The following is a 21256-nucleotide window of genomic DNA, read 5'->3' as shown; positions in this document are numbered from 1 at the left end:
TTTATGAAAACTATTCACGCGCATCAAGAACCATCCCTCCTTATTATTGACGATGAAGAAGCGATCTTAGAAACACTTCAAGCCTCACTTGAAGATGAAGGTTTCACGGTTCAAACACTCAATGACGGATCAAAAACACTGGATACCATTGGAAATCTAGTCCCTGATGCGGTCTTACTTGATATCTTTATGCCGAATATTAACGGCTTAGAGCTCCTTGAGAAGATTAAACGTGAATATCCCATGCAACCAGTCATCATTATTTCAGGCTATGGAACTGTTCCTATGGCTGTTGATGCAATTAAAAAAGGGGCCCGCGACTTTATTGAAAAGCCTCTTAATTTTGAAGAAGTTCTAACAAAGCTCAGTTTTCTTAAAGAAGATTCGATCGCTCAACCATCAATCGAGCATACAGAAAATTTAAGCTTAAATCGCTTGGGAATTGTGGGCCAAAGTGAACTTTTTCTAGAATTTATGATGCAAGTCAGAAAAACTGCATTGCTTAAGATCCCTGCTCTTATTTATGGACTTCAAGGGACCGGTAAGTCCTTAATTGCGCAGTATCTTGCCTTTTGCCATTTTCAAAAAGACAAAATATTTAAAACTATTGATTGCACACAACAGGACAATTTTAAAGAAAAACTTACACCGTTTGATGGAACACTTTTTTTAAAAAACATTCAAGAACTCTCAAGTGATAATCAAAAAGACGTACTCGAATTTATTATAGCTCATAGCACTACAACAAAAGTTATTGCTTCTGCTTTACCAGACCTCTTTACACGCATGCAACATGGTTTTTTTAACAGCATGCTTTTTTATAAGCTCAACAGTATTCCTCTTGAAATCGTTCCTCTTAATAAACGACGATATGATATTCCACTCCTTACCGATCATTTCTTGTCTCAAGCAAATGCTTTATTAGGAAAATCTGCACTTTTAAATACTCGGAGCATCCGAATATTGCGTAACCATGGCTGGATAGGTAATATCACTCAACTCAAAAATGTTATTGACTGCGCCGTTGCAAGCACAACTGAAAGCAATCGAATTATCACCCCCGAAACACTTGCTCCTTATCTTCCAGAATCAAGCATTTTCTTTGCAGAAGAACAATCATTTACACGGTTCAACTCATTGGATCATGCAACTGAACAGTTTGAAAAGAAATATATTCTCTATTTACTGAAAAAGCATCGATATAACTTGGAACAGCTTGGTGAATTTTTAAAAGTTCCTCTGGCCGAACTGAAAGCAAAAATATACAAGTTTGATCTTTTGCCAAAACATGGGCCGGCTTTAAAAAGCTCGTTATAAGAGTAAGAAGAAATATTTACAATATTCTTTTTTACTTTCTTGAAACAATCCCATTATTTCTTGTAGCCTAAGAACATCAGATATTATTTCCTTGGGGAGCTTATCAAAGAGAAGGGGGATAGGGATGATTCCAAGAAAATCTCGCGCGCTCGTATTTGTCAGTTTTACGTTAATTTCATGTGCTTTACTCTTTACAACAGTAAAGTCGGAAAACGCCGTCAGCATAGCTCAAATTGAGCATGAAATTATACAGCAGCTTGCTGCACTAACACTTAAAGACGGTGATGTAACGCAAACACCACCACCAGATCAAACTCAACCACCAATTTCACCATCAGGATACATACCACCTGTAAATGGCTACATACCACCAATGCCACCTACAACGGGATATGCTCCATGTCCAGTCCAAGATATTACATTCTCAATTGCAGATCTTAAGTTTAATCCTGCAACAGGATCGCTCAAGCTTCTTGAATGTGGTGATGGCGCACGCTCAAAATATATGGGCTACGATAGACTCTTTGGTGTAGGTGCAATGTGGACACACTTCTGGAACTACTTACAACAATTTGGACTTCCAACATGGTGTGTTCGTATGCCAGGAGACCCTCTATCACGCAATACTATGGCTCCACAACTCTTTTTTGGAATGGGTGGGAAAAACTCATCTGGAGTTGCTGATCTGGGTAGAAGAATTCTTTCAACATTATTTGAACAACATCAAAGTGTTACACTTCAAGATTGTTTAAATTATCAAGGACTTGTCCTTGTTCGTTGGGGCAGAGCAGAACAAACAATGGCTCGATTTAAATCGATGTTTCCAAATGTAAGATTTATTGGTGACCCTATCAATAATCTTATTCGTAATAAATATTACACCAACCAGCTTTTTATCGACACTGGAATGGAAGCATACAGACCAAAATGTAAAATTTGCCCTCAAGTTTACTCACCTGAATTAGCTAGTCAAATTATTAGTGAACTTCAATCAAATATTGTTGTTATCAAACCACCAAATGCTTCACGTGGTCGAGGCGTAATTTTTGTTCATCAGGAAGATTTAGATGCTACACTCAAATTAATTCTGCTCAACCCTGATCAAATTGAAGATCGCGACCCAGATAGTTCTTATGGCTATTGGACAACCGATGAAAGCATGGGAAATACAATTTTCTTGGCTGAAGAATATGCTGAATCAAAGCATATTATTGTTGATGGGAAAATTTTTGATCCAACACTGCGCCTTGTTTTTGCACTTCACAAAGATCAAACGGGCAGCCATGTAACCTTTTTTGGCGGCTACTGGAAGCTTCCTGCAAAAGCATTAACCGACGAAGGTTCTCTGACAGAAAAACACAAATCTGATATCTCAGCAAGTTATGTAAGCTCCGCACTGGTTACACCGGAAGATCTCCAAGTGTCATCTGAAATGCTCAGACCGGTCCTTGCAACACTTTATGAGTATATGCTCACACACCGCAACTCACAGACACGCAGCCCATTTGTTTTTTCAGCTGATGACGGACAAGATAGTTATTAATAAAATTTTTCTCTAGAGCTTTTTATTTAGAAAATGTTTTTTAAAAAAGACAATCGGTGATTGATAGACTCAATCACCGATTGTCTTTTTTAATGCTTATAATAATTATGCAGCAGGAGCAGTTGCAGCCAAGGCTACAGGAGTTGATAAAGCTCCAACAACTTCTACATGTGATTGTAACGTTTGGATAACTTGCAATGCTTGCTGAGCCCCTTGTTGCATATATCCCTTTAAAGAATCAGAAAAACGCTGTAATTGCGTAAATAAAGCTTCTCGTTCAGGAATAACAATACAAGCAAACTCTTTTTTAAGATTTTCAAGCATAGCAATCAGTTCAGATGCCTTGTGTCCATCAATCTCAAATTGTTCTTGTCGAGCTTGCATAAGCTCCTCTGGGCGACGAGCTTCAAGTTCTTTGATTTTTTGAATTGATGCTTCCAATGCAAATTGAACTTGCTGTAAAAACTGAAATTGCATCTGTTCTTGTACGGTTAATTGATGGGTAAGATCTGATAACATACCAGCCCATTGATGATAAACTGCAGCATCAGCATAGAGTGATGTTGAAATGCCGGTAAATTCTTCAAGTACTTGATCCGCTTTATCATACCATGATGTTGATGATGGATACTCACTATCTTCACTACTACGAACAATGGTTGAATTCTTTTGATGCTCATCAGAAGCAATAGCTACTGATCCTGAAAGCAAAAAATTAACAATCAATAATCTGAAAATCACTTTCATAACAATCCCCTATCTTAAAAAATGTAATCATTAAATAATGTTATTTAATTTTTTGGCATTGATGTATTTAAAACTGCTTGGTAAGCAGAAGCCAACATCTCTCCAACCAACTGACTTGCATTTTCGCTCTTATTCTTACCCTCCTTCATAGCAATTGCACAAGATTCTAAATTATTCAAATAATCAAGCCACAAAAGCTTTTCTTTTTCAAGTTGCGCTGCACGTTGAGTAGAAGCGCTACCCTTACTTTTTTCATACTCAAGATTTCCTTGTAACTGTTTTACAAGCTGCTCACGTTGATCAAGCTGAGCTTTTAATACTTGTATAAGTGCTAAAAGCTGCGCATTGCTTTTTTCAAGTTCGCTAATTCTTTTTTTATAATCCCCGGCACCAGTAATGGTATCTACTACCGAAGTATACATACCACCCAAAGCTCCAAAAAAATCTTTAAGATCCCTCGTTGTTGCTTCAGACTCTTCTATTCCTCGGCCAAGTTCATCTGCCTGCGAAAGTAAGTCAATCAAACGGCTCAATTGTTTTTTGTATTGTTCTCGAGCAGCTTTAAGTTTTTCATGTGTTTTTTTAGTTAAAGATCCACGCTGCTTATCTTCTTTTGATTCAGCTTTTATTAACTGATTATCGCTTCTCACTTTTTCTTTTATGGAAATCTTTTTTCCTTCAAGAATAGACACAATGCTTATCTGCACAAGAATGCCCGCCAGTGCAAGTATCTGTACTCTTTTTTTCATATAAAGTCTCCTTAAACTCAAACAATTATCAGAAAAATTAACCTCTTTATAGTGAACAAAAAACATCTCATGCAACGCAAGAAATCGGTCAGAAAAATAGAGCTCAACATTATTTTGCAATATGCTACACTTCATGATGCTATACTTCAGTGTAATATTTTTCATGATTACTCACTTTTGTGTTTTTACAGAATATTATTGAACAAGGAGAGCTGCATATGGAACAGATTTCTTCTCAACAAGCATCAGAGCTGATCAAAGAAAGATCACTGGCTTGGAACAATCTTAAAAATGAGATTAAAAAAGTTATCGTTGGACAAGATCATATTATTGATCGTATTTTTATAGGCCTTTTGTGTAACGGCCATATTTTACTTGAAGGCGTACCCGGTCTTGCAAAGACTACCTTAATTAAAACAACAGCAGATGCTCTTGGCCTAGATTTCAAACGCATTCAATTTACCCCCGATCTTCTACCTGCTGATTTAATTGGAACTTTAATTTATAGTCCAAAGACTCATGAATTTCAGACGCGAAAAGGGCCAATTTTTAGCAACCTGATTTTGGCAGATGAAATCAATCGTGCTCCTGCAAAAGTGCAGTCAGCATTATTAGAAGCAATGCAAGAACACCAAGTAACTATTGGTGACACCTCGTTTAAACTTGATGAACCATTTCTTGTTCTTGCAACTCAAAATCCAATTGATCAAGAGGGTACCTACCGACTTCCTGAAGCACAAGTTGATCGATTCATGTTTAAACTGTTAATGACATATCCTAAATTTGCTGAAGAAAAAGAGATCATTTCGAAACTCTCTGGAGTATCAACTATTTTCAAAATTTTTGAAAAACAGGACATTTCAGCCGATCAACTGCTCGCCAAAGAAGTGTATATAGACGAGAAGGTCATTGAATATATTCTAAATATTGTCTTTGCTACCCGAAATCCCAAAGAATATAAGTTAGAAGATATTGAAAATTTTATCGGATATGGAGCATCACCTCGAGCAACGATAGCACTAACACAAGCAACAAAAGCATATGCCTTTCTAAGAAAAAGACATTTTGTAATTCCTGATGATGTTAAGGCGGTTGCACCCGATATATTACGCCACCGAATTTTACTCACTTATGAAGCAGAAGCTGAGAATGTTTCAACAGATGCAATTATTCAAAAAGTTTTAAGAACCATTCCAGCTCCGTAAATGTGGCAATAACATAGATGTCCGTATGGTTTTGGTTATGGAAAACACTGGTGGAGCATAAGCAATGAAGCAACAATTATGGATAGTTAACAGCTCTTTGCTCGGAATTTTTTTTATTGCTTGCGCATTGCTCAAATTTTTTGAGCAATATCCCCCAGTCCGTCGTCCTGGAAAAATTGTATTGCACGATTCCGTTAAAAAAAAAGAACCAACCTCTCAGGCAACATTAGAAGTTATCTATAAAAACGACATTTTTGGAACCTTTGTTCCTCAAATAATAATGCCTCCTGCGCCAGCCCAAGCAGTTAAACAATCGCTTGTTACGCCCATGCCGGAACTACAAGCAGCACAAGTCACACCTGTACCAGAAGCGAAAAAACAGGAATTTATTGATGCTCTTAATCTGACGCTTAAAGGCATCGTTATCTCTTCGGATGAACTTAAAAATGTTGTAATGATTGCGGATGAAACACAAAAAGAAAATCTGTATCACCTCGGTGATAAAATAAAAGATGCTCAAATTATTAAAATTATTCGTAATCGTGTTGTCTTTTTACGCGCCAATGGTCAGCAAGAGCTTTTCTTTTTGCGTAAAGAAGACAATCCACTGAGTATTCCATTTGAAGAGCGCTGGAAGATGACCGTCAAGCAAGTTAATCCAACAACCTTTGAAATTGATCCTGAGTACTTTGTCAGAGAGGTTGATTCGCTTGGAAACTTTGTCGACTCACTGCCGCTTGTTGGAACCGCTTACCAAGGTGGATCGCCCATTGGTATTCGTGTTGGTAATCTTGAAAAACAAGACATTGGCGCAATGCTTGGGTTAAAGCCTTTTGACATTATTGTTGCAATTAACGACCTTACAACAGCCCAGCAAAAAAATCGCTTAGAAATTTATGATGCGGTTACTCAAGCAAAAATTGGCGATACCATCAACGTCAAGGTGAAACGTGGAGAGCAAGATGTTGACCTTGCTTATAAACTGTCCAAACTTGCTCAAGGCAAAACAATGGGGGTTCAACCGCCAACGGGACAATCTCCAGAACAAGCTGCTGGCCAAACGTCATCACCTCAACCACCCTCAGGAATGAGCAGCCAACAAGAACGTGCTGCTGCACGACGACAATTTAAAGCACGACACCCAAACCCACAACGTCAAGAAACCATGATGGAAATTCGCAAACGATTGCTTGATAATTTACGCACACGGCTGCAAAATTCACGCGTAAGATAATCACAAAGTAGAGAGCAGAATTATGAACAAACACCACTATCTGATTTTATTTTTCTTGCTTGCTGGAGCTGGGCAGCTTGTTCATTGTGCTGACAATCCATCAAACAGCCCTCAAGGATCCCTACAAGATTCTGAACGAACTGATGTTGCATCAAAGCCTGGCGAAAGTTCACAAACAGGACAAATGAATCCTGTGGTTCTTACCGATTCTCCTCTTGCGCTACCGGTTATTCCCTCAGCTGATACAGCGCTGGGTCAACTTAGTGAAGCACAAGCAGCACCTAAAAAAGATATTTATCTGAACTTTGAAAATACAACGCTTGGCAATTTTGTCACCTACATGGCTGAACTGAAAAATCTGAATATCATTCCGGATAAAGGAATTGAAGAAGCAAAAATTTCGCTTACAATTCGTGACCCTTTAAGCATTGATGGCGCATGGAGTGTTTTCTTGACCGTACTTGAAACCTCAGGCTTTTCAATGATTAAGTCAGGCGAAGTATGGAAAGTTCTTCCCAAAGACAAAAAACTGACTGAAGCGCTGCCTTCGTATATCAACGTCTCACCGGACACGTTACCAAACAGTGACCTTGAAATTCGTTATGTTATGTTTTTACAAAACATCAAAGTAACTGATGTTAAAGACTTACTCATAAGCATGCTCAGTACCCCTAATGGCTGTATTGACCATCAGGATGCTAACGCTTTTATTATTACCGATAAATCATACAATATTAAAGCTGCTGCAAAGCTTTTATTGGAGCTCGACCAAATTGGCTTACAAGAAACAGTCACGGTCATACAGCTCAAAAAAGCAAATGCCAAAGATGTAAAAGAGCTTCTTGATGCACTCATCAAAAAACCGGATACTAATCCACTCGCTCGTTTACTAGGCAAAACAGCAGAAGGTGCTACAGAGTATTTTTCTGCAACCACCCGCATCATTCCCGAAGAGCGAACAAACTCGCTCATCTTGCTGGGCAATAACGCTTCAATCGATAAGATTATTAAATTTATTACAACTCACATTGATACCGAGCTTGTTGCTGCCGCATCACCCCTGCATATTTATGAATGCAAACATACCGATGCTGGAGCCATGAAAGAGATTCTTGAACAAGTTACCCAAGCCCCTGAATCATCAGTTGGACAAGCGGCAGGAAAATATGGTGCCATTCGTGGTGGGGTTAAATATTTCAAATCAATGAGCTTTCAAGTTGATAAAGATGGCAATCGCCTGATTGTTTCATGCACCGATAAACACGACTGGAAAATGCTGAAAAAAACACTCAAAGATCTTGATAAGCCTCAACCACAGGTCGCTATCGAAACTCTTATTGTTACGGTAAATTCTACTGACATTAAACAGCTCGGCGGCATGGTGCGAAACAAAAAGCATGGCCAAGTTGGACATAATGTCGATTTTCAATCAGTACCGCTCACCGGAAAAACAACTCAAGAGCTTTCAGGTGGAGCTGGCAGTGATCCTGTAAGTTTGCTTGGTAACTTAATCAATCAGCTAGTAGTTGCTCAAGGCTCTACGCTTTTGAGTTTTGGTAAAGCTGCAACAGGAAACATCTGGAGTGTTTTTAATATTCTTAAGCAACAAACCAATGCAACAGTGCTTTCTCAACCATTTATAACCGTCAGCAACAAGACTGCTGCAACAATCAAGATTGGAGAAGAGCGACGAGTTGTTACTGAAGTAGCTGATGGCAGCGGAACCAAATCATTTGAAAGCGTTCCGGTCAATACAAGTATTGACGTTACTCCACAAATCAATTTAGAGGGTCTCATTCGCCTGGATATGACGGTTACTATTCAAGATTTTTCGAGTGATGATGGAACTATTCGTAACGATAAAACGGTAAAAACAAGCATCACCGTGGCAAACGGGCAGGTTTTAGTACTTGGTGGTTTTGTTAAAACAAAAGTTTCAGAAGACAAAGCAAAAACTCCAATTTTAAGCGATATACCTGTTTTGGGATGGTTTTTTAAAAATCAAAAAAGGTCTATAACCAAAGACTATATTTTCATTTTTATGGTACCAACCATCATCAAACCACGCCAAACACCTGGAACACAGCTGTACACCAAAATGAAAATGCATGCAGCAACAGAAAGCCTTGAGCAAGCGGTTCAAACGTCTCCAAGCAATGATCCTGTTCATAATTGGTTTTTTAACCCTGAAAAAGAAAATTATTCACACAAAGTTATCGATTTTGCAAATGCGCGCTATCAGCCAACAACGGTTGATATTCGTAACGATCCATACTATCGATCTCAAACCCGGAGAGAAGAACTTGAAGAGGATAAAAAAAATACCGAAGAAGAACAAAAACTTCGTCGTCATGCGCTGCAACTTGATGCAACGCCAATCACTCAACAGAATAATTATCGCGAAGAACCTGTGCAAGAGAAAAAGTTAGTTGGCTTAGATATGACGCAACCACAGCCTGCGCAGCAACTACCACTCACACAATCTTCAGGCACACTTGAAAAACTTGTGCAAGAGCTGCCACTAACCGATATAAATCCTCCAAAGCTTGTACGAGAAATAGCACGGGCTGAAGATCAACAACTTCTTGCAGCTCCACGACAAAAAACTCTTTCTCAACCAACACAACCAACCATTCAGTACGATCGCAGATCAGCAGAACAAACAGCGTATCAACTTCCATCTGAAACCGACTTAGATGCTAAACGAAGAAAACTCAAAGCACTCCTTAACGGCGTACCAGCTGATGCTCAGTACTATTCAGCGGAGCCTGATACTCCTTATCAGCCACTGGAAAAAAAACGTACGCGTATGAAAAATCTTATCGCACAAGATTTGCCCGAAGATAAAAATCGTGCGCAATTTAAACAAACTATTGCCTCTTTCCCTGATGAGCAACAAAAACGTGAACAACTCAAAACGCTTCTTAATCCAGACAATCAAAGTTCATCCGAACAGCCAATTGAACAAAAAAGACAACAACTTAAAGATATCTTTGCCGATAACGAAACATCGAGTCCTTCAAGACAAGAACAATTTATCGACCCATCAAAACGTAATAAACTTAAAGAATTTCTTGCTCAGCAAGCTGCACAGGAAAAAAAACTCTCCTCGGTTAGCCGCTTCACACGAAAGGCTACAGCATGATTACAGAACTATTTTTACCAGAAAAATTTCGTAATCGTCGCCTGATTGCTCAACGTATTTTAGGTATCGCTCTTCAGGATGATACAATTTATGGAGCATTGGTTCACGCCAAGCCGGCAAAAACAATTATCCAGGCGCTTGTTTCGTGCTCAATTGAAAGTGCAAACGGACAAACGTATGAGGAAAAAATAAGCGATGGACTACGCAATTGCTTCTCTCAGGTTGGGAAATATGATCACGTACGCATTTGCGTTCCGGCATCAATCGTTATTTTTAAAGAGCTTCAAGTTCCCTTTCTTGATGTTGAAAAAATTCGCATGGTTCTTGAATATGAAGTTGAAAATATGCTCCCTTTTTCAATTGACGAAGCAATTACCGATTTTATTATTACCAAGAGAAACTCTGATCAACAGACTTCTCAGGTACTTGTTGCAGCTGTTCGCAAGCATGATTTAAAAAATATATTAGATCCATTTTTAGAAGCAGGCATTGACCCAAACGCTATCACTATTGATTTATTTGCACTCTACAGCTTGTATCTTCAGATTGAAGAATACAAAACAACACCTCATGGAACGGCGCTCGTAGACATCAGTCAAAACAGCACACGCATTGCTTTTTTACAAGATGGCGAGTTTCGCCTCACACGACACATTCAACGAGGCATTAATACTGTCGCAAAGAGCATAAGTGATGAAATAAATATGCCAATCTCTGAAGTCTTACAGCGGCTTTATATTTCAGGTGTTGACTATCCAGCAGATGAAGAATATCAACGTAGTGCTCAAAAACAGATGTCAGCTCTTTTTAATGACATTCAATTTACACTCAACTCGTTCAGTCTCAAGCTTAATTATTATGAAGGCATTCAAAAAATTCTGTTTGCAGGTAAAGGAACTGATGTTAAAAATTTAATACAATTCTCTGGAAACCTTTTGCAAATTCCTTGTCAGCAATTTGATCCAAAAAAATTACTCAAGGAAAAATGGATTGTTAACAAAGTAGCGATTCAGCCTACATCATGGAACCCCTTTGCTATTGCACTAGGTATAACGCTCCCTGCACCACTATTGGAAACATTCGACTTGCGTCGCAAAGACTTTACGAAGATTTATGATCCATTACTGTTTAAGCAGCTCATTTGTGCAAGCGTACTCCTTGTTTTTTTCTTAACATTTTTAGGTGTTCGAGGTTACCAAAATATTTCGTATCTTTCGGGCATTGTAAATCGAATTGAAGTTCGCGAAAAACGTCGACTTCAAAGTATATTTCCCAAAGATAAATTGCCCAAGCGACCAACCCTTCAAAACTTGGTTAAAGAAAGTGGAAAGCTCTTACAAGAATCCAATGCTCTGTGGGCGCCTTTTACCAAAGATCGCCTCAAACCCCTCGAAATGCTTGAAGAAATAACCAACATTATTGATAAGAAAAAATTTCCAGACGTCACAATTGCTTATGTTTCAATAGCTCCAAGCAAAGAGGGTATTACTTTTGTTAAAATAGAGGGCTATTTTAAAGCACCACTAGGACAACCGTTGTGGGAAAATTTTGCACAGTTTAAAAATAGGTTTGAAGAATCACCATTATTCACGCTTGCCCAAGAAATTGATGATTCTCCAGCAGAAGAGCGCGGCATTCCATTTACCGCAAAACTCAAACCTCGAGATAAGTAATTATGAAACAGTTCACAAAAATTATGTCGATGCTTCAAGAGTTATCAAAAAAAGAATTTGAGCGTTATCTCATAATCTTTTTAGCAATCGTATTAGTTACAGCTCTTGGAATTGTTTATTATATTTCCTCAACAAGCGCTTGGTATATTGAGCAAATAACAAACCTTCAACGATTAAGCGATAAGACCGCGCTTGTCTTAGCCGAAAATGATCAACTCCTTCAAGAACAACAACGCATACAAACGCTTTTTGAACAAGAAAAAGATTTTAATATAAAATCATATTTTGAACTATTCTGTAAGCAGCAAAACATTACGGCTGAAGCTGGATGGGATACCACTTCATCTGACATTGGGGATAAATTTACTGAAACCATTTTGCAAGCAACCTTTAAAGGACAAAGTACGCAAAAAATAGTTCAAGTTATTGATGCCTTGGATAAAAAGGAAACAACCTATCTCAAAGAGGTTACCATTCGCAGTGAACCTAACCAAAAAATTACAACTGAATTACGAATCGGAACAGTCAGGCCTAAAAAAGGCATCAGCTCTTAGTGGGGGATTAGGTTATGGTCTATTTAAAATATGCTTATGCAAAAGTAAAACAGCTCAATCAAAATATTTTATTCTTTAAACTTATACAGTTCTTCAAAACACTTTTCTTCACGGGTTTGTCATCCTCGCGCAGGCGGGGATCCATTGAAGAAGAAAGTTTTAAGGGTAGATCCCCGATCGTAGCCAGGGATGACATCCCCCTGAAAATCATACAATTTTTAACAATTCAAAAATTACCCATAATGTTAAGAAAAATAATTTTACCACTCATACTCATCATTTTTCTTACAACTACCTGCTTTGCTGCAGATACAGCTCTTGCACCCACCGCAAACGTCATGTTCGGGCAAGCTCAAGGACAAGAGCAAATAAACGCTTCGTCACAAGAATTGAGCAAAGCACCATCTCCCCTTGCATTACCAACAATAACAGCAGAAGGAGATAGTCCAATTGCAGTTGGACATGAGGTAAAAAAAGATGAAGAAGAAGCGAACATTTATCTCAACTTTAATGCAGTCTCACTTTTAAATGTAGTCAACTACCTGGGTGACCTAAAAAACATTAATATTTTGCCCCATAAAGATCTTGAAGCTGCCAAGGTAACACTTTCTACGCGCGCTCCACTCACTCTCACGCGAGCATGGGATGTACTCCTCACGCTCATGGAGATGAATGGCTTCACTATCGTGAATGTTGATGGCATGCACCGTGTTGTTTCGAACAAAGAAAATGCACAAGAGCCGCTACCAACCTACTCATCACTTGAATATGGCACTAAAAAAGGGATTGAACCTGAAGACCTTCCCGATAACGATATGATTGTTCGTTACGTTTATTTCTTCAAAAATATCAAAGCAGAAGTTGCTGAGGCAATTTTGCGTCAACTGCTTCCTGGTGAAAAAGCAACGATCATTAATAAAGACTTAAATGCATGTATTATCAAAGAGCAATGCTCTAATATCAAGGCGGCACTGAAAATAATCAAAGAGCTTGATACGGGTGGCTTGCGTGAATCAATCCAAGTAATAAAACTAAAATATGCTGATGCACAAACAATTCATGACCTTTTTAAAGATGTTTTAGGTGGAGGACAAGAAGAGCAGCGTACTATTCGCTTCAGCCCACTTTCATCCCAACAAGAAAAACGTTATTTTTCTTCAACAACAAAGATTATTCCTGACCAATCAAAAAACTCATTAATTTTGCTTGGGACCGAAGTAAACATCAATAAAATTGTTGGTTTCATTCAAAAAAACTTGGATGTCCCTATTGGTGATGCCGACTCGCGTTTACACATCAAAGAAATTAGACATGCAAAAGCAGAAGTTCTCCGACCTATTCTTGAAAACATTGTCAGACCTCCAAAAGGACAAGGATCTGAAAAAAGTGCTGTCGTTGGCGAGTATAAATTTTTTGAAGACGTACTGATCGCCAATGAAACAGCCGAAGCTGCTGGTGAAGGAAAACGGGGAAGCGGAAATCGCCTAATTATTGCGTGCAATAAAGATGACTGGAGCCGACTCGAGCAGTTCATTGAAAAATTAGATAAACCACAACCACAAGTTGCAATTGAAGTTATGATTATAGACGTCAACCTTGACCAGTCTCGAGAACTTGGCGCTCAAATGCATAACTTTAGAGGCAAAAATCCGGGACTTGGCATTAACGAAATTGATTTTAAAAACTTAAGCTCCTTGCCCTCAACAAAAACTACTGATGGCAAAACTGTTTCAAATATGATACAGCTCACCAATCCTGATAATCTAGGTAAAGGGTCACCGAGCTTTTTAACGTTTGGTGGAGCAACAACCGCTAACCAATCAATCTGGGCAGTTATTCGTTCTGCTTTTAACATTAATAATTCTCACATCGTTTCTCAACCTTTTTTAGTTGCAAATAATTATCAGCCATGCTTTGTTGAAGTCAAAGAAACTCGAAGAATTCCTGGAGATTTTGTAAGTAGTCATGGCGAACAGTCTCGCAGACGACAAGTTGACGTACCGGCTTCAGTCAAAATTGACCTAACGCCTTCTATTAATGTTGACGGCTTTGTAGACCTGACACTTGATATTAATATTGATGAATTTAAAGCAGATTCATCAGACCCTGACACTCCTACAAAATCAACCCGCTCTCTTAAAACACGTGTTTCTCTTATGACAGGAGAAGTCCTTGTACTGGGTGGTCTTACCCGAGGAGATCAGCAAGAAAGTCACTACAGAACTCCCCTTCTTGCCGAAATTCCAATTTTAGGAAATTTTTTTAAAAGCAAAACAAAATCAAAAGCTGAAGGTAATCTTTATGTCTTCTTGCGTCCAAGCATCATCAAACCTCGCTTTGAAGGCGAACCGGATGAATATACCCAGCTCAAGCTTGATTACGCAAAACTTCAGATGATGCGCAACGACACCTACACCCGCGACAGCGATCCAATTCAGCGCTGGTTTTTTAAGCCAACAAATCAGAGTATCAAGAGTAAAGTGAGTGAAACGAAGCGCGGAATTTTTAGACCAATTGATGACTTTACCTATGGTCAACAACGACCAACCATGGTTCGTATTGCAGAAGACCCTTTTTACAAAGTTTCAGAAGCTATTGAACAAACACGTGCTGCTGTTGCCTCAAAAAAGCTTAAACAGCGTGGCGGCCAGCAACGACTCAGTGTACAACAAGCACCGGAAAATGCTGCACATAAAACTGACATGCAAGAATCAATAGATACACCACAAGCGGCTCTTATAGCCAATAACCTTAAGCCTGATGGAACGAGACAAACACGACAACACCCTCTAGTAGCCTATTCACTCGGAAAAGAATCATAATCAGAAAGAAATAGCCATGACCGGACGAAGTACCTATTTTTTAGTTGGATTTTCAATTTCACTCTGTGCCTTTAATACCTCACATGCAGAAGTTAAACGACTGAGTGTAACAATTCCCGACCTCAAATGCGCATACGGATTAAAAGGTGTCACTCAAAAAATTAAACATTATCCGTGGTTTAAAGACTTAACAAGCACCAATATATCCAAGGGCGCACTTGATCTTACCCTTAAACATGGAAATACAGCCAATTTAGAATCACTTGAAGCAGCACTGCAAGAAGCCGCTGAAAAAACAAAAACAACGTATCAAGGGCTTAAAAACATAACTGCTTGGGGAATTATTAAGCATGGAAAGAGTGGTTATTTCCTACAAATATCAGGTTCTCTTGATACCGTTTATCTTCTTGAAGATGAAAATCATAAGCAATCTTCTTTTATCAAAAAAGCATATACGTGCGTCAAAGAATGGGTTACTAACGCTGATGAGAAATTACGCAAAAAAGTAGAACACTTATGCGCAGAAAATTGCCCCGTTCGCTTATCTGCAATCATTCATCAGCATGAAGATAAAACCTACGGGGCAACAAAAGTTATGCACCTCGAGGCGCAAGAGCAATAAATTATTGCTCTAATTGAGTGAGGTCAAAGCCTTGAATTGCTTGATCTAATTTTGAGTAGCGAATGCATACACATGGAATATTCAGCTCGTTTGCTTCACGCTCAACCGCACTGAGATTTTTTTCTTTATCATCAGTAAAAATAATCTGATCAGGGTGAAGGTCTGTTTCATTAAAAAAACGTTCAAGAACCTTGCCCTTGTCGTTGCATCCACAAAAAATAACTCCGCCTTTAAAATCTGCTCGATCAGTCAACCCTGCAAAATTAAGATCTTTTTCGTGCGTTGGGCTGGTAATGCGAAAATTAATGCCCACTGATTCTAGCTGACGCAAGGTACATTCTTCAAGAACATGCGGTGAACGGGCAGTAAGTGCAATAACAACAATCCCTCGTTCCTGCAATTCTTTAATCATGGCAACAGAATTTTCATCAACAAGAGAGACATGAGTAACTTGCATAGCTTCAAAATAACCGGGCAACACTTTGTCACAAGCAGGCTTTATTGCAAGTCCAGCTGCAAGCTCCTGCTTTAAACGTGCATCAAAACATTCGTCACGTGCCATAACCAACTCAGCTCTGAGTAAGGTATTATCAATATCAAAAATAACAACGGGATGTTTTGCGTTGCTATCAATATTCTCTTTCACACTCCAAATATCATCAGATTCAATAATAACGGGAAAAACTTGCGTGTAAGTAGTATTGAAACCAAAAACGAACAAGAGTAATTTAACCGATGCCTTAATGTTCATACAAACTCCTTCATGAACAGAATACTTTTTTTGACCAAAGCATCGTACATGAAACTAGAAATTTTTACGAGACGAAAATAGCATGATCGTCGATTAAATATGATTTTTTGATTCAGTACACTCGATACATGCGCTCTTTATGTATTCAAATGCTTCATCAACAGTATCAACAAATTTTAAGATCGCAACATCTTCTTTTGTAATAAGACCTTGCTTGAGCGCTCGAGTATCAATCCAGTCAACAAGAGGCTTCCAATAGTCAATATCAACCAAAACAATGGGAAGCTTTTTCATACGTTGCGTCTGAACCAGGGTAACAATTTCAAACAATTCATCCATTGTTCCAAAGCCACCAGGAAAAATAACAAATCCTACTGAATAGCGGACCAAAAGCCATTTACGCGAAAAAAAATGTTCCATAACAATATTTTCTTGCACGTAGGGATTCGCCTTTTCTTTGTTTAACCGAATCAAGCCAATACCGGCAGAAACAATTCGCCTATTTCGACACATCGGACTATTTAAATCGCATTCACGTAAATACTCAATTGCACCAAAATTTGCTGCCTCCATAATACCGGGACCACCACCGGTAATAATAGAAAAACCGGCATCAACAAGCTTAAATGAAAGATCTTTTGCTTTGAGAGCTACTTCACTTTCAAGTGCAATGCGCGATCCACCAAAAATGGTAATTGCAGGATGAGGAAGCTTAGTCAGTTTCCACATTCCCCACAAAAGTCGTACATTTGTTTTAAAAAGACTTTTTAAAAATCGTGAATATTCTTTAATTCTTCTGCACATAATTCCCACCTTTTTTAGAGCAATTGAAGGGCTGTTTGAACATCAACGTCATCAATAATCAGTGCAGCAAGCGCATCACAAAATTTAATTGTATCTTCTTGCGGGCGCTGAAAAATATTACGTCCCACAGCAGCACCACGAGCACCCCCAGTATGAAGCTGATGAAAAAGCTCTTCAAGAAATTCCCGCTCATTACGCACCGGTCCACCAGAACAAATAATACCGGTTCTGCCTGCTGTACGAGCTGCGATATTGAGTAACTGAGATCGCTCAAAGCTTGTTGGAGCTGATGGGGGATTTACCTTAACAAAGTCAGCACCAAGCGCTGCTCCTACTCCTGCAGCACCAGCAATAATTTCTTTACTGCGCTCATCGGTAACCGCCTTGCCTCGTGGATAAATCCACAAAATAACCACAAGACCATGGGCATGTGCTTGTTCAATAATTTGAGCAGCTTGCGTAAGCATTTGCGCTTCATACCTACTGCCCAGATAAATAGTGTAGCCAACACCGGCAATTGCAAGATTATTTTCTTGCTTGAATCGAACAACTTGTTCAACCGAGTTGAGAGCAAGGCTGATTGGGTCATCTTGATTGGTTGTTACGATATTGGATTTACCATTCAATTTTACAATATAATTGATTGACTTGTACTGGGCAGCATATCGAGCAATCAGCCCTAAATGCGTTGCAAAAGCACCAATTTTTGCTTGTGATGCAATTTTAAAAAGATACTCTGGATCAGAACATTCTTCAGGAATTCCTTGGCCATAAAAATCGGCATTGAGATGTTCAATTTTTTGATCCGCAGCAAAAAGAAAGAGTCGACCTGTTTTCTTTGTTACTGCAAGCATATGATCAATATACATTGAACGCTGATCAAGTGGTACAGTCAGCGGAACATGAATATCTTGCGGGGTCAGACTTACAAGCATTGGATTCTCCACAGCACAATTTTACTTAAATTATTCATACATTCAGGGACGAGTATACCGACCAATATATTTTATTGTCAGCAGTTTTAAAAAAGGCCATCAAAACCAGATTTTTTGAAGATGTTTAATGGGCAAGCCATCACGAACACCAGAAGTAATAACGCCAGTGCAAAGCTGAAATATTATTGCATTTGGAAGAGCACCATCACCGGCAAGGTCATCAAAGACTCGGTAGGGTGACTGAAAAAAATTAACCTCACGAATGCTCAACTTTTCATGCATAACCGCAACCAAGTATTCAAGAAAATATTTATCCGATCCTTGTTGTCGCACATGCTGAATAATAGATTTAATGAGCTCTTTTTCACCTTGAGCCAAATTTATCCCATAAAAATATTTAAAGCTTTTACTGCGCGAAAGATAGATTGCACAACGAGTCTTATCATTCTTCAGAACAAACTCAACAAGAGAAACCTGCTTTGTAGGTCCGCGATATTTAAATTCTTTTCTGAGTAAATCATCACCAGGATCAACCATTGTTAAAATATTACTTCTTAGTGCTTTCCCATGCTTAACATCTTCTAAATAATCATACGCATCGTGATATGCAGTAACGTTATATCGCAAAGCATATTCTGGGGTTGTTTGTTGTTTAAGCCATACAGCTGATCGAATGTGTTGATTCAGTGCAATTTGCGCATACAGCATTGCTGGTGTTTGTTGTTTTGTTTCATATTCAATATCAATAATATTGATAGCTAAATTTGAATATCCAAGCTCAATGAGACCTGCAATAATAATAAAATCTTGAAGAAGTTTACCTGACCCCTGAGCGCTGTAAACCAACTTTTCACCGGTATACACAAAACGCCGCACAACCGAATCAAGAACCCTCATTGCCAGACGAATACGCATGGGTAACGGAGCTTGAGAACATCCACACCATGCCAACCCGCGTGCCTTTCGTGGGGCCTGTTCCATCATGCGAAGCAAGCGAATGATAAGTCTGTTGCAAGGCTCTTGCTGCATCTCAGCTTTATCACGTTGATACAAATTTGGAAAAAGTTTTTCAAATTGACGAGCATATGGATAAGCAGAAGTTTGATCGTACAATCGATCAATAAGATGATTCTCTTTAAAATAGATTGGATTCTGTAAAAGAAAATCTATGATATCCTGAGCCTGACATCCAACTATAAAAAAAAATGAGCTCACGATAAAGCTCATTTTTAATTTTTGTATCGAAATTAACACCCTTTCCCTCCCCGTTATTACGCTAAACTTCTGGTAAAGTTCCCTGAAAAACCTGAACCGCTGACGCTTGCAAAATAATATTACCGCAATCCTGAACCAATGCGGCCACCGCACCTCCAGGCATGCAAATAATAATCTGTTCATCTACATCAATCATACCAAGCTGCTTGAGTAATCCGGCAAATGCAGCGGCTCCTGAGCTGCAGGCGCGTGTGACGCCACACCCTCGCTCATAAACATTTAAGTAATATTTTTTCTTATCCTGCTCATCTTGCCAAACAAATTCAACATTTGTTTTATTGGGAAATAGTTCGTGCTGTTCAATCAAACTTCCATGCTTTTCAAGCCAGGACAACTGCTTGTTCTGAAAAATAATAAAATGCGGATTACCCACATCAACAATATGCCCGGAAAAAAAGCCTGATGTTGTTTGAACACCTTTAGTGCCCTTATAACAAGCGGTACCAACAGAAGTTGAAATGGTTGGAGCCACCTGGCCACTCACTTCAGACATTACACACTCAATTAATCGATTGCTCAGTTTTATTGAAAATTTCTCTGGATAACGATGAGTCGAAACAAGATGTTGCGCAATGCAGCGCACACCATTTAAACAGCTTTGTGCCTGAGAACCGTCACTGTTAAAAATGAGCATTTCGGGCACACCATGTTCGTGATTATTTTTGATAATCAAAACACCATCTGCTCCTACGCCAAAATTTCGGTCACAGAGCTTACGAACAATCGCAGACCAGTGCAATGCATCATCAAAAACTTTATCAAGATCTTGCTGCGGTTTTTTGTACCAGTCAAAGACGATAAAGTCGTTGCCCAGTGATTGATATTTAAAAAAGTGCGTCAACATTTCGGTTATAACCCAACCGCATTTTCTGGAGTACTTTGTTTTTGAATATGCTCATGCTCAGCATCAACCAAAGCTTCTTGACCAAATACCTTGCTCAAATATGCCCGCCCTGAGTCGGCAAAAATCACTACCGCAACATCGGTAGACTTAAGATTCTTAGAATACTCAAGCGCAACATGCATTACTGCGCCGCTGCTTAAACCACCCATAATGCCATATTTTTTCGTCAACGTTCGCGTCATATCAAAAGCCTGATCATCTGTTACCGTTGCTATTTCATCAAATGCTTTTTGATCAAAAACATCACTCACCACATCAATACCAAAACCTTCAGCCTGATACGCTTTCGGCTCTTTGCTTGAGTAAAAAGATGTTGCAGCATCAACGCCAATAATTTTGACATCAGGATTTTGTTCTTTTAAATATCGGCCAACACCAGAAATAGTTCCACAGCTTCCTGCAGCAAGAAAAAGGTGGGTAATAGTTCCGTTAGTCTGTTGCCAAATTTCAGGACCGGTTGTTGTATAATGCGCAAGGGCGTTTGATTTATTAAAATATTGGTTGGGCATAAATGCGCCAGGAATTGTTTTTGCAAAATTCACCGCCATGGTGTGATAGTTACGTGGATCTTCATGAGAGTCGGTATTGGGGCAGATATGTACCTGGGCGCCATAGGCTCTGAGCGTTGCAATTTTTTCTTGTGAGACGCGATCTGGACACGTAATTATTACTTGGTAGCCCTTTACTTTACCGATCATTGCAAGTGCAATCCCCTGATTGCCAGAAGTTGCTTCAACAATGGTTCCGCCTGGCTTAAGTTTTCCGGTACGCTCTGCTTCTTCGATCATAAAAAGAGCACTGCGGTCTTTGACACTTCCGCCCGGATTGAGGTATTCAAGCTTAGCAAGCATTGTTGGAGGAGTTTGAACATCAAGTCGAATTATTGGTGTATTACCGATAAGCTGCAAGAGTGTTTTGTACTGATTTTTTATTGTCATGATTTTGCACCTTTGAAAAAATAAAAAGATATTTCCCT

Annotated in this window: 17 protein-coding genes; 9 read left to right on the top strand and 8 right to left on the bottom strand. The window is 39.0% G+C overall.

The window, feature by feature from the left end; all coding sequences use genetic code 11:
* Window positions 1-3 precede the first annotated feature (3 nt).
* On the top strand, window positions 4-1317 hold the full coding sequence (locus JST56_05295; protein MBS1988383.1) for a sigma-54-dependent Fis family transcriptional regulator: 1314 nt from the start codon (window positions 4-6) through the stop codon (window positions 1315-1317).
* Window positions 1318-1441: 124 nt separating this feature from the next.
* Window positions 1442-2860, top strand: a complete 1419-nt coding sequence (locus tag JST56_05290; GenBank protein ID MBS1988382.1) for a hypothetical protein — start codon at window positions 1442-1444, stop codon at window positions 2858-2860.
* Between the two features lie 105 nt (window positions 2861-2965).
* On the opposite strand, the gene JST56_05285 is transcribed toward JST56_05290, so the two are convergent.
* A complete protein-coding gene (locus JST56_05285) occupies window positions 2966-3607 on the bottom strand; it encodes a hypothetical protein (protein ID MBS1988381.1) in 642 nt (213 codons plus the stop codon).
* Between the two features lie 44 nt (window positions 3608-3651).
* Window positions 3652-4356, bottom strand: coding sequence for a hypothetical protein (locus tag JST56_05280; protein ID MBS1988380.1), 705 nt, complete (start codon window positions 4354-4356; stop codon window positions 3652-3654).
* 218 nt (window positions 4357-4574) lie between these two features.
* On the opposite strand from JST56_05280, the gene JST56_05275 reads away from it, so the two are divergent.
* From JST56_05275 to JST56_05245, 7 genes are all read left to right on the top strand, one after another.
* Complete coding sequence (locus JST56_05275; GenBank protein MBS1988379.1) at window positions 4575-5561, top strand: MoxR family ATPase; 987 nt, start codon at window positions 4575-4577, stop codon at window positions 5559-5561.
* 64 nt (window positions 5562-5625) lie between these two features.
* A complete protein-coding gene (locus JST56_05270) occupies window positions 5626-6795 on the top strand; it encodes a hypothetical protein (GenBank protein ID MBS1988378.1) in 1170 nt (389 codons plus the stop codon).
* A gap of 22 nt (window positions 6796-6817) precedes the next feature.
* Window positions 6818-9940 carry a hypothetical protein gene (locus JST56_05265; GenBank protein MBS1988377.1) on the top strand — a complete coding sequence of 1041 codons (3123 nt, stop codon included), beginning with the start codon at window positions 6818-6820 and terminating at the stop codon, window positions 9938-9940.
* Entirely contained in the window at window positions 9937-11613 is a 1677-nt protein-coding gene (gene pilM / locus JST56_05260; GenBank protein ID MBS1988376.1) for a pilus assembly protein PilM, read from the top strand. The genes JST56_05265 and pilM overlap by 4 nt, the downstream gene beginning before the upstream one ends.
* Before the next feature lie 2 nt (window positions 11614-11615).
* Complete coding sequence (locus tag JST56_05255; protein ID MBS1988375.1) at window positions 11616-12167, top strand: hypothetical protein; 552 nt, start codon at window positions 11616-11618, stop codon at window positions 12165-12167.
* 242 nt (window positions 12168-12409) lie between these two features.
* Entirely contained in the window at window positions 12410-14989 is a 2580-nt protein-coding gene (locus tag JST56_05250) for a hypothetical protein (protein MBS1988374.1), read from the top strand.
* A 16-nt stretch (window positions 14990-15005) separates the two neighbouring features.
* Entirely contained in the window at window positions 15006-15611 is a 606-nt protein-coding gene (locus JST56_05245; GenBank protein ID MBS1988373.1) for a hypothetical protein, read from the top strand.
* A 1-nt stretch (window position 15612) separates the two neighbouring features.
* Here the strand turns inward: JST56_05245 and JST56_05240 are convergent, their stop codons facing one another.
* From JST56_05240 to JST56_05215, 6 genes are all read right to left on the bottom strand, one after another.
* On the bottom strand, window positions 15613-16362 hold the full coding sequence (locus JST56_05240; protein ID MBS1988372.1) for a DUF2608 domain-containing protein: 750 nt from the start codon (window positions 16360-16362) through the stop codon (window positions 15613-15615).
* 93 nt (window positions 16363-16455) lie between these two features.
* A complete protein-coding gene (locus tag JST56_05235) occupies window positions 16456-17166 on the bottom strand; it encodes a TIGR00730 family Rossman fold protein (GenBank protein ID MBS1988371.1) in 711 nt (236 codons plus the stop codon).
* Between the two features lie 14 nt (window positions 17167-17180).
* Window positions 17181-18101 carry an aldolase gene (locus tag JST56_05230; GenBank protein ID MBS1988370.1) on the bottom strand — a complete coding sequence of 307 codons (921 nt, stop codon included), beginning with the start codon at window positions 18099-18101 and terminating at the stop codon, window positions 17181-17183.
* A 99-nt stretch (window positions 18102-18200) separates the two neighbouring features.
* Window positions 18201-19355, bottom strand: coding sequence for a hypothetical protein (locus JST56_05225; protein ID MBS1988369.1), 1155 nt, complete (start codon window positions 19353-19355; stop codon window positions 18201-18203).
* Between the two features lie 22 nt (window positions 19356-19377).
* Window positions 19378-20220 carry a diaminopimelate epimerase gene (gene dapF, locus JST56_05220; protein ID MBS1988368.1) on the bottom strand — a complete coding sequence of 281 codons (843 nt, stop codon included), beginning with the start codon at window positions 20218-20220 and terminating at the stop codon, window positions 19378-19380.
* Between the two features lie 5 nt (window positions 20221-20225).
* Window positions 20226-21218, bottom strand: coding sequence for a cysteine synthase family protein (locus JST56_05215; GenBank protein ID MBS1988367.1), 993 nt, complete (start codon window positions 21216-21218; stop codon window positions 20226-20228).
* Window positions 21219-21256 lie beyond the last annotated feature (38 nt).

Source organism: Candidatus Dependentiae bacterium, from assembly GCA_018266175.1.
Lineage (GTDB): Bacteria > Babelota > Babeliae > Babelales > RVW-14 > JAFEAY01.
The sequence above is the reverse complement of the archived record's forward strand: the minus strand, read 5'-3'. Positions and strand labels throughout refer to the sequence as shown.